The sequence below is a fragment of the Pseudoalteromonas sp. L21 genome (genome assembly GCF_021728035.1).
In the GTDB taxonomy this organism is placed as follows: Bacteria; Pseudomonadota; Gammaproteobacteria; order Enterobacterales; family Alteromonadaceae; genus Pseudoalteromonas; species Pseudoalteromonas arabiensis.
The window spans coordinates 247,255-261,340 of sequence record NZ_JAKKCV010000004.1; the positions used below are offsets into that span (position 1 = coordinate 247,255).

The 14,086-nt window shown below is 39.5% G+C and carries 17 protein-coding genes; 12 read left to right on the forward strand and 5 right to left on the reverse strand.

The features are described 5' to 3' along the window. Positions 1-27: 27 nt before the first annotated feature. Positions 28-1,425 carry an asparagine--tRNA ligase gene (asnS, locus tag L3V41_RS12930; RefSeq protein ID WP_062569117.1) on the reverse strand — a complete coding sequence of 466 codons (1,398 nt, stop codon included), beginning with the start codon at positions 1,423-1,425 and terminating at the stop codon, positions 28-30. A 271-nt stretch (positions 1,426-1,696) separates the two neighbouring features. Here asnS and L3V41_RS12935 point away from each other — a divergent pair, with 271 nt between their 5' ends. Continuing rightward, positions 1,697-2,131: an ATP-binding protein gene (locus L3V41_RS12935; protein WP_062569116.1), complete on the forward strand. Its 435-nt coding sequence runs from the start codon at positions 1,697-1,699 to the stop codon at positions 2,129-2,131. A 309-nt stretch (positions 2,132-2,440) separates the two neighbouring features. On the opposite strand, the gene bioA is transcribed toward L3V41_RS12935, so the two are convergent. Continuing rightward, positions 2,441-3,733 (reverse strand): adenosylmethionine--8-amino-7-oxononanoate transaminase, encoded by a 1,293-nt coding sequence (bioA, locus tag L3V41_RS12940; protein ID WP_237127879.1) that lies wholly within the window; start codon positions 3,731-3,733, stop codon positions 2,441-2,443. 98 nt (positions 3,734-3,831) lie between these two features. On the opposite strand from bioA, the gene bioB reads away from it, so the two are divergent. The 5 genes from bioB to htpX all read left to right on the forward strand — a co-directional run bounded on the left by bioB (position 3,832) and on the right by htpX (position 8,533). Then, a complete protein-coding gene (gene bioB, locus L3V41_RS12945; RefSeq protein ID WP_054553903.1) occupies positions 3,832-4,872 on the forward strand; it encodes a biotin synthase BioB in 1,041 nt (346 codons plus the stop codon). Positions 4,873-4,879: 7 nt separating this feature from the next. Then, positions 4,880-6,013, forward strand: a complete 1,134-nt coding sequence (locus L3V41_RS12950; protein ID WP_237127880.1) for an 8-amino-7-oxononanoate synthase — start codon at positions 4,880-4,882, stop codon at positions 6,011-6,013. Next, positions 6,010-6,801 (forward strand): methyltransferase domain-containing protein, encoded by a 792-nt coding sequence (locus L3V41_RS12955; protein WP_237127881.1) that lies wholly within the window; start codon positions 6,010-6,012, stop codon positions 6,799-6,801. The genes L3V41_RS12950 and L3V41_RS12955 overlap by 4 nt, the downstream gene beginning before the upstream one ends. Before the next feature lie 13 nt (positions 6,802-6,814). Beyond that, positions 6,815-7,498, forward strand: a complete 684-nt coding sequence (gene bioD, locus L3V41_RS12960) for a dethiobiotin synthase (RefSeq protein ID WP_062569111.1) — start codon at positions 6,815-6,817, stop codon at positions 7,496-7,498. 174 nt (positions 7,499-7,672) lie between these two features. Continuing rightward, positions 7,673-8,533, forward strand: a complete 861-nt coding sequence (gene htpX / locus L3V41_RS12965; protein WP_062569110.1) for a protease HtpX — start codon at positions 7,673-7,675, stop codon at positions 8,531-8,533. 38 nt (positions 8,534-8,571) lie between these two features. Here htpX and L3V41_RS12970 read toward each other — a convergent pair whose 3' ends face one another. Then, positions 8,572-8,775: a hypothetical protein gene (locus L3V41_RS12970; RefSeq protein WP_054561447.1), complete on the reverse strand. Its 204-nt coding sequence runs from the start codon at positions 8,773-8,775 to the stop codon at positions 8,572-8,574. Positions 8,776-8,855: 80 nt separating this feature from the next. Between L3V41_RS12970 and L3V41_RS12975 the strand changes: the two genes are divergently transcribed. The 6 genes from L3V41_RS12975 to L3V41_RS13000 all read left to right on the forward strand — a co-directional run bounded on the left by L3V41_RS12975 (position 8,856) and on the right by L3V41_RS13000 (position 11,864). Continuing rightward, entirely contained in the window at positions 8,856-9,335 is a 480-nt protein-coding gene (locus L3V41_RS12975; RefSeq protein ID WP_237127882.1) for a GNAT family N-acetyltransferase, read from the forward strand. Between the two features lie 82 nt (positions 9,336-9,417). Beyond that, the gene (locus L3V41_RS12980; protein ID WP_062569107.1) at positions 9,418-9,849 is read left to right on the forward strand and encodes a DUF3859 domain-containing protein; all 432 of its coding nucleotides are present in this window, start codon (positions 9,418-9,420) and stop codon (positions 9,847-9,849) included. Between the two features lie 20 nt (positions 9,850-9,869). Continuing rightward, the gene (locus L3V41_RS12985; RefSeq protein ID WP_062569106.1) at positions 9,870-10,280 is read left to right on the forward strand and encodes a GFA family protein; all 411 of its coding nucleotides are present in this window, start codon (positions 9,870-9,872) and stop codon (positions 10,278-10,280) included. Positions 10,281-10,285: 5 nt separating this feature from the next. After that, positions 10,286-10,600: an antibiotic biosynthesis monooxygenase gene (locus tag L3V41_RS12990; RefSeq protein WP_237127883.1), complete on the forward strand. Its 315-nt coding sequence runs from the start codon at positions 10,286-10,288 to the stop codon at positions 10,598-10,600. A 352-nt stretch (positions 10,601-10,952) separates the two neighbouring features. Next, entirely contained in the window at positions 10,953-11,237 is a 285-nt protein-coding gene (locus tag L3V41_RS12995) for a hypothetical protein (protein WP_062569104.1), read from the forward strand. 120 nt (positions 11,238-11,357) lie between these two features. After that, complete coding sequence (locus tag L3V41_RS13000; RefSeq protein WP_193988831.1) at positions 11,358-11,864, forward strand: AAA family ATPase; 507 nt, start codon at positions 11,358-11,360, stop codon at positions 11,862-11,864. Positions 11,865-12,033: 169 nt separating this feature from the next. On the opposite strand, the gene L3V41_RS13005 is transcribed toward L3V41_RS13000, so the two are convergent. Together L3V41_RS13005 and L3V41_RS13010 are read right to left on the reverse strand one after the other, a co-directional pair. Further along, positions 12,034-13,242, reverse strand: coding sequence for a porin (locus L3V41_RS13005; protein WP_193988830.1), 1,209 nt, complete (start codon positions 13,240-13,242; stop codon positions 12,034-12,036). A gap of 171 nt (positions 13,243-13,413) precedes the next feature. Then, positions 13,414-13,935 (reverse strand): TetR/AcrR family transcriptional regulator, encoded by a 522-nt coding sequence (locus L3V41_RS13010; protein ID WP_237127884.1) that lies wholly within the window; start codon positions 13,933-13,935, stop codon positions 13,414-13,416. Positions 13,936-14,086 lie beyond the last annotated feature (151 nt).

Genomic DNA, 14,086 nt, shown 5'->3' on the forward strand with positions numbered 1-14,086 from the left:
TAGGCTGGTTTTCTATAAATACTAAAATTAGTATGTTGCACTACCTTTAGTACGTGGGAAGGCGATAACGTCACGAACGTTGCCCATACCCGTTACATAAGCCACTAAACGCTCAAAGCCTAGACCAAAACCAGAATGTGGCACAGTTCCGTATTTACGTAGATCACGGTACCAGCTGTAGTCTTCTTTATCTAAGCCCATTTCTTCTAGGCGCTTATCTAATACATCTAAGCGCTCTTCACGTTGAGAACCACCGATGATTTCACCAATACCTGGTGCAACAACGTCCATTGCAGCCACTGTTTTGCCGTCTTCGTTTTGACGCATGTAGAACGCTTTAATATCACGCGGGTAGTTTTTGATAACGACTGGCGCATTAAAGTGTTCTTCAGCAAGGTAACGCTCGTGCTCAGATTGTAAATCCACACCCCATTCAACAGGGAATTCGAACTTCTTGCCGCATGCTTTTAAGATTTCGATAGCATCAGTGTAATCAACTTGAGCGAAATCTTTTGTAACGAACTCTTCTAAACGAGAGATCGCTGTTTTCTCAACACGCTGTGCAAAGAATTCCATATCATCACGACGCTCTGTTAATACCGCATTGAAAACATATTTCAGCATGTTTTCAGCAAGTTTTGCGATATCTTCTAAATCTGCGAATGCAACCTCAGGTTCAACCATCCAAAACTCTGCTAAGTGACGTGACGTATTTGAGTTCTCAGCACGGAAAGTAGGGCCAAAGGTATAGATTTTTGACATTGCTGATGCGTATGTCTCACCATTTAACTGACCTGATACTGTTAAAAATGCTTCTTTACCGAAGAAATCTTCACTGTAGTCGATATCACCTTTGTCTGTGCGCGGCAAGTTTTGCATATCTAATGTAGATACCCGGAACATTTCACCTGCACCTTCACAGTCACTTGCTGTGATGATTGGTGTGCTGATCCAGTAGAAACCTTGCTCGTGATAAAAACGGTGAATCGCTTGAGCTAAGCAGTTACGCACACGTGTTACCGCGCCGATGATATTAGTGCGAGGTCGAAGATGGGCGTGTTCGCGTAAATATTCAATGCTGTGACGCTTAGCTGACATAGGGTAGCTATCAGGGTTTTCTACCCACCCTAATACTTCTACAGTGTTGGCTTGAATTTCGAAAGACTGACCTTGGCCTTCTGATTTAACCAGCACACCCGTAATTGATACAGAACAACCGGCAGTTAAACGTGTAACTTCATCATAATTATTAAGTGAATTAGGTACTACCGCTTGAATAGGATCAAAACACGAACCGTCATGAACGGCTAAAAATGAAATTCCTGCTTTTGAATCGCGGCGTGTACGGATCCAGCCTTTTACTGTTACTTGGCTGTCTACCGCAACCTTGCCTTTTAATAGCTCTGAAATCGCTAAATGGCTCATCTTCACTCCAATGATATAAGTTGCCTAATATTTAATATGCTGTGCATTGCACTTGAATCGACTATCTTACCCTCGTAAATCAAATAAAAAAACATTTCAGGCATACTCTTTAGTAGTTTTTCTTGATTTGGATAAAATAGCAGCAATATTTGCGTAAATTTTGCGTTTATTTAAATTCTCGCTGCGCTAATTGGTTATTTTGTGGCATTATTAACAGTTCTCAATAGGATATAGGTCCTTTAGTCTTTAATTAATTTGTATAACAGGTGCTATGAAACAAGTTTTTATTCTTCGCGGCTTACCCGGCTCAGGTAAATCATATTACGCACAAAGCCTTGCTGATGAGCTGGTAGCAGGTAATGAAAGTGATTATGTCGTGTGCGCAACAGATGATTATTTTTACAATAGCGAAGGTGAGTATCAATTTGATAAGTACAAGTTATCTGAATACCACAACCTAAACCTAGCGCGTTTTATTAATGCCTTAGCAGAAGAAATCCCGTTAGTGATTGTTGATAACACCAATATCAAAAAGTGGGAATTTATTGCTTATGTACAAGCAGCCACTGCATTGGGTTATCAAGTAAAAGAAGTGATCGTCGGTGAAATCAAAGATAAGTCTTTACAACATCTTTACGCGAAGCGTTGTGAACATAAAGTTCCACTTCGAATGATAAGTAAAATGGCTTATATGTTTGAATGGTAACGTTTAAAGGAAAAGGAAGCATCAGCTTCCTTTTTTAATGTCTAGAGGGCGTGTTGACCTTTGTGGATTAAAATTTGTTCACTCTAGGGGCGATTTAATCGCGGCGCGAGATTTGTAACCTAGTGGGCTAAGTAAAAATCGAGCAACAAAGAGTTAATCGCCCCTAGAAAGAACCCGAAGGGCAGCGCGTGTTTGGCATTGATGCTGCGTTATCGCCTATTTATGTGGAACAATCACACTACATAGGCTCTGCCTTGCCTAAATACCAAACACACTGCTGCAAAATTAATCACAAAGGGTCAACACGCCCTAATACGCCTGTTGTTCAATGGCTGCAAAAATAGCATCGCACAACTTAGTTAAGCTTTGTTCATCGCTTATGTAAGGTGGCATCAAGTAAATTAATTTACCAAACGGGCGGATCCACACACCTTGCTCTATAAAAAAGCGTTGAATTTTTGCTACATCAACACTTTGTTTAAGCTCTACAACACCAATAGCACCTAATGTACGCACATCTACTACTGCATCGAGTTGCTTACATTTAGCAAGTTGTGTTGTTAGTACATCATTTATATATTTAATTTGCTCTTGCCAAGGCTGCTCTAACAGTAAATCAATACTTGCGCAGGCCGTGGCACACGCAAGCGGGTTACCCATAAACGTTGGGCCGTGCATTAATACACCGGCTTCACCTTCGCTAATCCCAACAGCGACTTTGCTGGTGGTTAATGTCGCTGATAACGTCATCATGCCGCCCGTTAATGCTTTGCCAACACATAAGATATCCGGCTCTATATTGGCATGCTCAACAGCAAACAAGGTGCCGGTGCGGCCAAAACCTGTGGCGATTTCGTCACAAATAAGTAAAACATCATACTTATCGCAAAGAATGTGCAGGTGTTTTAAGTAATCAGGATGATAAAAATTCATGCCCCCGGCATTTTGCACTATGGGTTCAATGATAAATGCCGCAACATCTTGATGATGAGCAGCAAAATAGCTTTCAAGCGTATCCGCTTCAGCAGGGCTAAACTCGCCATTAAATTTAGCACTCGGCGCAGGTACAAAAATATGTTCAGGTAAAAAACCTGAGTACATGCTGTGCATTGAATTGACCGGATCGCAAACGCTCATGGCTGCAAAGGTATCGCCGTGGTAGCCCTTTAGCGGCGTCATTAACTTTTGCTTGCTGGTGTATCCTTGGCTTAACCAGTATTGCAAAGCCATTTTTATGGCGACTTCAACACTCACTGAGCCGCTGTCGGCTAAGAACACTTTATCAAGTGAAGCAGGTGTCATACTTACCAACTTTTTACATAACTCAACAGCAGGCTCATGAGTTAAGCCACCAAACATAACATGGCTCATTTTGCTAACTTGCGTGGTGATTGCCTCATTTAAAACAGGATGGCAGTAACCATGGATGGCACTCCACCAAGAAGCCATACCATCTATTAGGCTTTCGCCTGTTTCTAAGAAAATACGATTTGCATTGGCATGGCTAACAGGGTACACGGGAAGGGGCTCAGTCATAGAAGTATAAGGATGCCAAATATGCTCCCGATCAAAATCTAAATCTATTGGTTGTTTATTAATCATATGTAAACTTTATATCGCTCCGATTCGTTGACAATGTTACGTCAACTCGTAGACTAAGCCAATCTAACCGTCCCAATAATTTAAAAAAAGAGACTATTATGGAGCACGCAGTTGTCCGTCACGATTGGACTCACCAAGAAGTAAAAGCATTATTCGAAATGCCGTTCAATGATTTGTTATTTAAAGCGGCCAGTGTGCATCGTGAAAACTTCAACCCAAATGAAGTACAAATTTCTACTTTATTATCGATTAAAACCGGTGCTTGCCCAGAAGATTGCAAATATTGCCCTCAATCTGGTCATTATAAAACAGACTTAGACCGTGAACGCTTAATGGAAGTTGAAAAAGTGGTTGAGCAAGCGCGTGTTGCCAAAGAAAAAGGCGCAACCCGTTTTTGTATGGGCGCTGCGTGGTCAGATCCGAAAGAACGTGACATGCCTTATATTTCAAAAATGGTAAAAGAGGTTAAAGAACTTGGCCTTGAAACCTGTATGACACTTGGCATGCTAGATAACGAAAAAGCCCATGCTTTAAAAGACGCGGGCCTTGATTACTACAACCATAACCTAGATACATCACCTGAGTATTACCAACAGATCATTACAACACGTACTTATCAAGACCGTTTAAACACTATCGATAACGTGCGTGATGCCGGCATGAAAGTGTGCTCTGGCGGTATAGTTGGTATGGGCGAGCAGGCAGCTGACCGTTTTGGTTTATTAATGCAATTAGCTAATTTGCCGCAACAGCCAGAAAGTGTGCCAATTAATATGTTGGTTAAAGTGAAAGGTACGCCACTTGAAGATGTCGAAGATTTAGATCATTTTGAGTTTATTCGTACTATCGCAGTTGCACGTATTATGATGCCGAAAAGCTATGTTCGTTTATCAGCGGGTCGTACGGCGATGAATGAGCAAATGCAATCTATGTGTTTCTTTGCCGGCGCTAATTCAATTTTCTACGGTGATAAACTACTGACTACAGAAAACCCAGAAGCAGACGCTGACATGATGCTGATTAAAAAATTAGGCATGAACCCAGAAACCCGTGAAGATTATTCCGATGAAGCGGTTGCAGCATCACTTTCATCAAAAGTTGCCGATAAAGCAACATCAGAACTATTTTACGAAGCGTAACATTTAAATGGCTTTTGAATTTATTGCCGAGCATCTTATCGAGCGCCAAGCCGATGCATTACTGAGACAGCGCCAACTTGTAGAGCAATCAAGCGGGCGCTTTATTGAAGTTGCTGGTAAACAATATTTAAATTTTGCCAGTAATGACTACCTTGGCTTTGCGGATGATTTTATAGAAATACAAGCGCAGCAACTAGGTAGCCATAGCTCAGCGCTAGTGAATGGTTATAATAAACCACAGCAACAGCTTGAGCAGCGTTTGTGCGAATTATTAGGCTATGAAAGCGCTATGTTATTTAACAGCGGCTTTAGTGCTAATAGCAGCGTATTAAAAGCATTGTTTCAAGATAAAAGCGTGGCGCAATCAGCTGCAATTTTTCAAGATAAACTCAATCATGCCAGCTTAATTGATGGTGGCCTTCATTCTGCCGCTGCTATGGTGCGGTTTAATCACAACGATCTTAAGCATTTAGAATCTCGGTTACAAAAGTCAAAAGCTAAGCATAAGCTTATTGTGAGTGAAGGGGTGTTTTCGATGGATGGTGATAAAGCTCCCATTGAAGCCCTGTGTAAACTTGCTAAACAATACAATGCTTGGCTGATGATTGATGATGCCCATGGTTTTGGTGTCTTAGGTGAGCAAGGTTTAGGAAGTTGTGAGGCAATCAAGCCCGATTTATTGATTATCACCTTTGGAAAGGCACTTGCAAGTAGTGGTGCGTGCCTGCTTGCATCAGAGCAGATGGTTGATTATATGCTGCAGTTTAATCGTGAATACATTTATTCAACGGCGATGTCACCACTGATGGCAAGTTGTACTCTTGAGCGACTCGAAAAGTTATTAAAAGCGGATAAGAGACGCTCTCAGCTTTCAGAAAATATTGCTTACTTTAAAGCGCTTGCCAAAGAGCATAACTTAGCATTAATGGAATCAACAACGGCTATTCAGCCTTTGGTATTGGGCGATGCAGAACACACGCTTGCCGTTGCTAATAAGCTTAAAGATAAAGGCGTATGGTTAACCGCTATTCGACCGCCCACGGTGCCTTTTAATACGGCACGACTGAGGATCACCTTAAGTAGCGCGCATCAACCTGACGATATAAAACAGTTGGTTGATTCGCTAGTGGAGTGTTTATGAGTGTTCAACTACAAGCGCCTATAAGTGTTCAACACAGTAATAAGCTAACAACACAAACTAAGTTCTCTAAAGCGGCTGCAAATTATGCGCGTCATGCCAGTGTTCAAAAACAAGCGGCTGCACACTTATTCAAAATGATGGCAAACAAGCATCAGCAAGGTACTTGCCTTGACTTAGGTGCAGGGCCTTTAGTTAACACGGCAATGCTTAAAACACATTTTGATACTGTACTGGCAATGGACTTAAGTCATTCTATGCTAAGCACAGATCAAGACTCGCGTTGTTTAAAAGTGTGTGCTGATATGGATAACTTACCTTTACAGCAAAATTCCTTTGATTGCGTATTTAGTAATTTTGCAATGCAATGGTCTGGGGATTTAAAAGCGCTATTAAAAAGTCTTTTTTATTCTCTAAAAGTTGGCGGTAAGGTTTATTTAAGCTGTGTTGTGGATGGGTCGCTCAAAGAGATCAAACAGGCATTCGCTTGTTTAGACGAGCAAAACCATATTAATCAGTTTCATAGTGCTAGTCACATTATCGAGTATGCAAAATTGGCGGGGTTTAAACTCAATTTTGCAGCCGATAGGTGTTATATAGATACCTATAACTCACCCATAGAAGCGCTGCGTTCTATTAAAGCTATTGGCGCTACATCATTGCAAACTAAGCAAAAACGCCAAGGGTTATTAACGAGGCAGGCACTTAATCGTGTTTGTAAGGCATACCCTCTGGTTGATGGGCATGCTAGAGTGAGCTATCAAGTTGTCCTTTTAGAACTAGAAAAATAGAATTAACTCAAAAATGAAAGAATTTTTTATCACGGGTACAGACACCGATGCAGGAAAAACCCATGTCACCAGTTTATTATTAAACTTACTGGCGCAACATAAGCAGCGTGCGGTTGGTTTTAAACCCATTGCAGCAGGTGCAGAAGAAGCATTTGGGCAGCTAGTTAATGATGATGCGTTAACCTTAATGGAAAGCTCATCAATTGGGGTAAAATACAACATTGTTAACCCCTTCACCTATGAGCCACCCATTGCACCGCATATTGCAGCTGCCCAGATAGGCGATAGACTGACATTTGACAAGCTCGATGCTGCTTATGCGAATGTAAGAGCACTCAATACCGATTATATTCTTACAGAAGGTGCAGGTGGTTGGTGTTTACCTATCAACGAAACCGATTTGCTCAGTGATTGGGTTAAATCACAGCAGCTTGATGTGATTTTAGTAGTGGGTATGAAACTAGGTTGCCTTAATCATGCATTACTGACAGCTGCTCATTTTAAAGCGCTAGGTGTTAATTGTGTGGGTTGGATTGCAAATCATGTAGACCCTAACATGCGTGAGCAAGACGCCAATTTAGAAACATTAAAATCAGCATTACCTTTCCCGCTTTTAGCGATTAGTCCATATACAGACGGCACCCCTAAATTAAAAATTTACAAAACCTTACTTGAAACTTTATCTATTAACCCATAATAATTGAGTTGTTACTTTTGACATACTCTGTCACAATTGGTTGCAATTAGTTCCTTGCAACCAATTGCATAAGCCCTAAACTGAGTTGGTAGAACACCCAGATAATTTTATTAACTAACGATTTTTAACCATGTCGTTAGTTAATACAATTGGTATGTTTATTCTGAGGTTTTTATGAAGCGTGTATTTTTGTTTCTACTGACTAACTTAGCGGTAATGCTAGTGTTAGGTATTGTGTTGTCTATTGTGATGAGCGTACTGGGTATTAGCCATCGCAGTTTAGGCGGCATTTTAGTTATTTCAACCGTATTTGGTTTTGGTGGCTCGTTTATTTCGTTATTTATGTCGAAATGGATGGCAAAAAAATCAACCGGTGCACATGTGATTGAACAACCTCGTTCTGAAACAGAACAATGGTTAGTTTCGACGGTAGCAGCGCAAGCGAAAAAAGCAGGTATCGCGATGCCTGAAGTGGCTATTTACGATAGCCCTGAAATGAACGCGTTTGCGACAGGCCCAAGTAAGAACAACTCGCTGGTAGCTGTGAGCACAGGTTTATTACACAATATGAACCAAGATCAAGCGGAGGCGGTATTGGCTCATGAGGTGTCACACATTGCAAATGGTGACATGGTAACGCTTACCCTTATCCAAGGTGTAGTGAATACCTTTGTTATCTTTATGGCGAAAGTATTGGCAGGTATTGTTGATAATTTCCTAAATAGTGATGAAGAAGAGGGCGGTAGTAGCTGGACTTACTTCTTGTTCGATATGATTTTCCAAGTGCTATTTGGTGTGCTAGCGAGTGTGATTGTTGCTTACTATAGCCGTAAACGCGAATTCTCTGCGGATGCCGGTGCAGCTAAATTAGTAGGTGCAGATAAAATGCGTAGCGCCCTTGAGCGTTTAAAACAAAACCACCCATCACAACTAGAAGGTTCAATGATGGCGTTTGGTATTGCAAGCGGTAAAGGTGTTGCCGAGTTATTCTCATCGCACCCACCTCTTGATGAGCGTATTAACGCATTACGTTAATCTTAAACACGAAAAAGCCAGCTTGATGCTGGCTTTTTTTATTGTTGGTTTTTCTCGCGCTCGAGTTGTTGTGGTAATAATACCTCAACAATTTCACGGGCCGGTAAGGTATACCTAACGCCATCGAACATCACAGAAGTGTGTTCATCAATACTAGTGATCCCTGTTAAGGTCCAGCCTTCGCCACGCTCTTTACAGTAAACTGTGGTGGTAGGTTGAATTACTTTAAATTCTTCACTCATCGAACTTAATCTAATTGCTTGAAATTGCGTTTATAGTAAGACAATAATGCTAGCTCATAAAGCAAAAAGAAGAAATTAACGTGTCAAGCCACGATGACTTAGCCTTTGACTTACGCCCCATTCGTCATAAAGATTGCCAAGCGATATGGAATATTTTAAGAGATCCCCGAGTACAATCGTTTAATGATTACGGTGCTGACATAACGAAAGGTGACGTGTATGACTTTATTCAAGGCGACATAGAACGTTTTTATAATCAACAAGGCATTCGTTTAGTTATTGTTTTACGAAGTAGTGGGCAAGTTATTGGCAGTGTAGGCATATTTAACATAATAAACGGGCAGGGCATGTTGGGATTTGAATTGTCATCGCAATACTTTGGCAAAGGAATAATGCAAAAGGTACTAGATATGCTGTTTGAAAAACTAACTTCCTTTGTAACGACACCACTAAACAGTGTGGTCGCTTTAGTTGACTCAAATAACAGCGCAAGTATTAAGCTTTTAAATAAATGCGGCTTTCAACAAAATCATGCTCATTGGATAAAGTACATTAAATAATTACTATAATAGTACAATCTTGTTCTGCTAGAATTGCTACTATAAAATAGCGCCTCATTTTTAAAAAGGAGCGCTAGCAACTATGGCAAAGGCCAAAGCAATTACCAGTATTGAAAGTTACGGCATTTACAGTCATTGGGATGCAAAAGAGAAAGACCTGCCTCAAATCACCGAATTTACAACAGACGTTCCTGCACAGTTAGATATTGAATTTGGTTTTATTGTTAATATTAAAAAAGCCAAAGGACAAAAAATTAAATTTTGCGTTTACCACCCAGATATCCCCGATGAAGATGGCGAGATCATGCCACCATTTGAAGGCGAGCAGTACATTAAAACAAACGATTGGCAGTTTTACTTAGGTGATACGATATGGGCACCTGTTTGTAATAAAGTAGGTATTTGGCGCATGACTATTGAGTTAAATGGCCATATAATTGCTGATAAATCCTTTAACTTATTAAAGGAAGCCGAAGGCACTGCCACTGATTTTTGGAAGCATCGCGGCTATTAATCTTCAAACCTGAGAGGGCTATGTATCAAGGAAGTTGTTTGTGCGGAAAAGTAAAAGTAACGATTGCTGGTGGCATAGACTCAATTATTCATTGCCATTGCTCGTTATGTCGTAAAAATTCAGGCACAGCCTACGCAACCAATGGCTTTATTCAACGAGATGGTTTTAACCTCACAGAAGGGCAACAGCATCTAAGTGCCTTTGAATTTAAACCCGGCAGAATTCGCTATTTTTGTAGCTGCTGTGGCTCACCGGTATATAGCGAGAATAAAGACGATTCAAGCCGTTTACGTATTCGCTTAGGTTTGTTAGATAGTGATTTAAACGAGCGTCCCATTAGCCATAACTTTGTAAGTTCTAAAGCAAACTGGGATACGTTTGACGCAGAAATTCCATGTTATGATGGTTTTGAACCAAGTAGAGGGAAGTAATCATTATGATAGTGAACACGCCAAAACCGCCTTATTACGCCGTGATTTTCACTAATACCTTATCTGACGATACCACTGGCTATGAAGAAATGGCGAATAGAATGGTGGAGCTCGCAGAGCAACAACCAGGGTATTTAGGCATGGAGTCTGTTCGTGATGGTTTGGGTATTACGGTATCGTATTGGCAAAGCTTAGATGCCATCAAAGCCTGGAAACAAAACGTGGAGCACTTAAATGCGCAGCAGCTTGGCAAAGATAAATGGTACAGCGCGTTTACAACGCGTATTGCTAAAGTAGAACGTGATTATTCACTTTATTAGTCATTAACGTTATTAATACATATAAGAACACATCATACTATATTTGTTTGCTTTAAACCTCAGCATAGCCTTGAATTAAAATAACTATAATCAAAGTAGGGCTCAATGAGCTTGGCTTTAACAATTAACCGGAACTTGTATATATACAGTTTAAGTTTCATCACTCACATAGTTAATAAAACGACCCTATTACTCGTTTTCCCTTAAATAAAAGCTAAGGCTGTTGAATTTCAATTGCACTGGTAATGAATTAGCAAGTTTGCTAAAAATAAACCAATAAGAATTCGAGCTTAAATACGGTCGAAAAGCGCAATTTTCTTTCTATAATCATGTTTTAGCTGCTGGGGTCTGAGTGATAGTTTTAGATGAACAAAGTTGGTCATGGTTATTATTTCAAAATGAAAAAAACATGTACCTGTCAGTTGTATGCGGTAGTGTTGGTATTTTTACAGTTGAAATTGAATTAACTCAAGCTGAAATAGCTTCATTTAATGCAATTGGTCGTACTTTTATTGATGAACTGGCAAGTGGTATATCTTTTTCCCCAGACTCCTATTTACATAGGAAATCAAACTTTAGAAATGAGTTTGATTTATCTATTGCTATAGATAAATGGAGAGAATCGGCAAAATCGTAGTTACACCAAGGTTGTATATGCGTAAATAAAATAGCCGGCTTTGTACGTGCTTTACAACTTATGGTCAACTTTTTAGCCGATTTCACGGCTTTGTGTTTCACGGAGGAATCCATAAACTATATGTTATATATCCTTGGCGGTCTACCCGCAACAGGTAAGACTGAACTTTCAAAGTTTTTAGCTTCTTCCTTGGGCGCAGTTCATATTCGCATTGATACTATTGAGCAAGAATTAAAAAACTGTGGTTTTAACAAGCTACATGACGAAGGTTACAAGGTAGCTTTTGCTCTTGCGTTAGAAAATCTAAAAAGCGGCCTTTGTGTTGTAGCTGACTCAACAAATCCAGTTTTGGAATCTCGAGAAGGGTGGATAAACGTAGCAAATAAAGCTTCATCACCCTATATAGAAATTGAAGTTATCTGCTCGAATAAAGCCGAACATCGACAACGTGTAGAAAACAGGCAAACAGATATTCGGAATCTTTTACTTCCATCATGGGAAAGTGTGATTTCAAGAGATTATCATTTGTGGGAAACAGCACGTATTGTCATAGATACTGCGGGCAAAAATCCTGAGCAAAGCAAGAAAGAGTTGAGTGAGTTACTCAGTAGACACAATAAAACATAACATGAAACCTGTGTTAGTCAGTAAAAGAGCATAAATGAAATGCTTGAAATTGATGTAACCAGAATTAGTTTATTGATTGGTATTGCGACCAAAAAGCAAAATATTTGAGCAGTACATAAAATAGGGTAGGTAAAAGCCCACCTAGATGGGCTTAAGCGTTAATTACTATTTACAGAGTGTAATTAAATCCGATAGCTATACCGTCATCTTCTGTTTGTGACATTTGAGCTTCTTGCTCAGCGTTATTACTCGAAAAGTCACTAAAATCTTTACGAGCTTCTATATACAAAATAGTATCTTTAGCCATAAAGTAGTGCGCGCCTATCACGGCAAATTGACGTTTAAATACATCTTGTGGGTCGGCGTTAAAGTTAGGTTGAATTACGTAATCATCACCTGCGTCAAATACGTTATAAGCAATAAAAGTACGAATGTCGTTATCAAAGCGATAGCTTAGGATAGACTCTAAACCGACAGCATCTTTTATCAAACGACCTAAATTATCTGTATCGTGGTTTTCATTTTTATTGATATTTGCAGAGGCATACCAGCCAGGTTTGTAAAAGTCACCATATGTTATACCTACACCGTAAATTAAATCGGTAACAAGCTGATCACGGCCATCTGCATAAACAATATCGAATTCACCTCTGTTAATACCGGCAGTAAGTTTTAGATTATCCGTTGCTCTATAGGTAACAGCTGCGCCATAAGTCGAGTTAAACTCAACATTTTGCGCTGCAGGATTACCTTGCTCAAATAATAATTCGCATGAACTGCGAGATATATCCGCGATGTCGCAGGTATAAAAGTCATCCGATTTCAGCTGAGCTTGCAATGCGACATGAAATTTCCCCCAAGTGTTACGGTATTGCAGTACTTTATCACCACGGCCTGTTCCATTTACCGCACCATCATCTTTATTGTATGTATAGACACCTGCAGCGTTACCGTCCCACACTAAACTATAATTTGTATTGTAGACCACGTCATACCATGCACCCCATTGCTTTCCTATTGTTACTTGGCCATAGTCATCGTGTTTTAGTCCTACATAACCTAATCGATTATATAAAAACTCATCTTGAATTGATTCAAAGCGGTTATTATAAATTATGTCTGTGCTACCAACAGGGTTTACACCCCATTCAAGTAGTGCAAAAGCTTGCCAGCCATTTTTTAATTGTCGTTTAAAATCAAAGTTAATGCGCGATGCACCGTTTACAATTTCGGTTTCACCTTGAGTGTTAATTACTCTTGCATCAATAAAGCCGCCAAAAGTGACACTGTTTGTTTCATCTTTATAAATCTCAATGGCATTTGCTGTTGGGATTATCGTTAAGCCAGCGAGAAAAATGGCAGCGTGTGTTCTTTTCATAAAGTACCTTGTTTAATTGTTGTCCCTAATAGGTCTAAATTAACTAAAAGAATGAGAATATCAAAGCTAAAATATATGAAAAAGTGAAAAAAAATCATGAAACTCCCGCTTTGTGAGGAAAATTTATTCATTTTAGGTTCACTATGTTGAATTATCAATGGCTTACTCTAGTTAAAAAATAGACACTTTCTGACTCAACGTTCTGAGCATTAGTTTGGTATTAGGGATTTCAGCACTTAACCCATAAATAAGGGTCATAAAGTAACAGTCCAACAAGATGGCGGCTTTTACATTATTAAACTGTGGTTGTTCAGAAAACACTAAAGTTTGAATTAACTCCATATGTCGTTGTTGAAATGTTTTAGAAAATAAACGTTCACTAAATAGCACTTTATAAAATTGATGATGTAAGCAATAAAATTGGTAAAAGTATTGTGCGTAATGATTGATCTTCAATCGGGGAGGGCGATGAATATCTGTTTCTTTAGCGCGCTCTAATACATCATTAAACCTCAATTCAAGGCATGCCTCTAAAATCGCGATCTTACTCTCAAAATGTTTAAACAAAGTACCGACAGCAATACCACAAGCAGAAGATATTTGACGTGTAGACGTATCATTAAATCCATGCTCTGCGAAAAGCTGCCATGCAGTATTTAGAATATGTTGATGTGTCTTATTATGATTGCCCATAGCTATTATATTGTTTTATTTAAAGTAATTGTAAAGTGAGCGCGTTCACTTATAAAAGTGAGCATGTTCACTAAAGATAGACCTAGTTAATTAAGTTGTAAAATGACTAGGTTGTTTTAAACAATCTTTCATAGCGTGCTAAGCGGCTTTA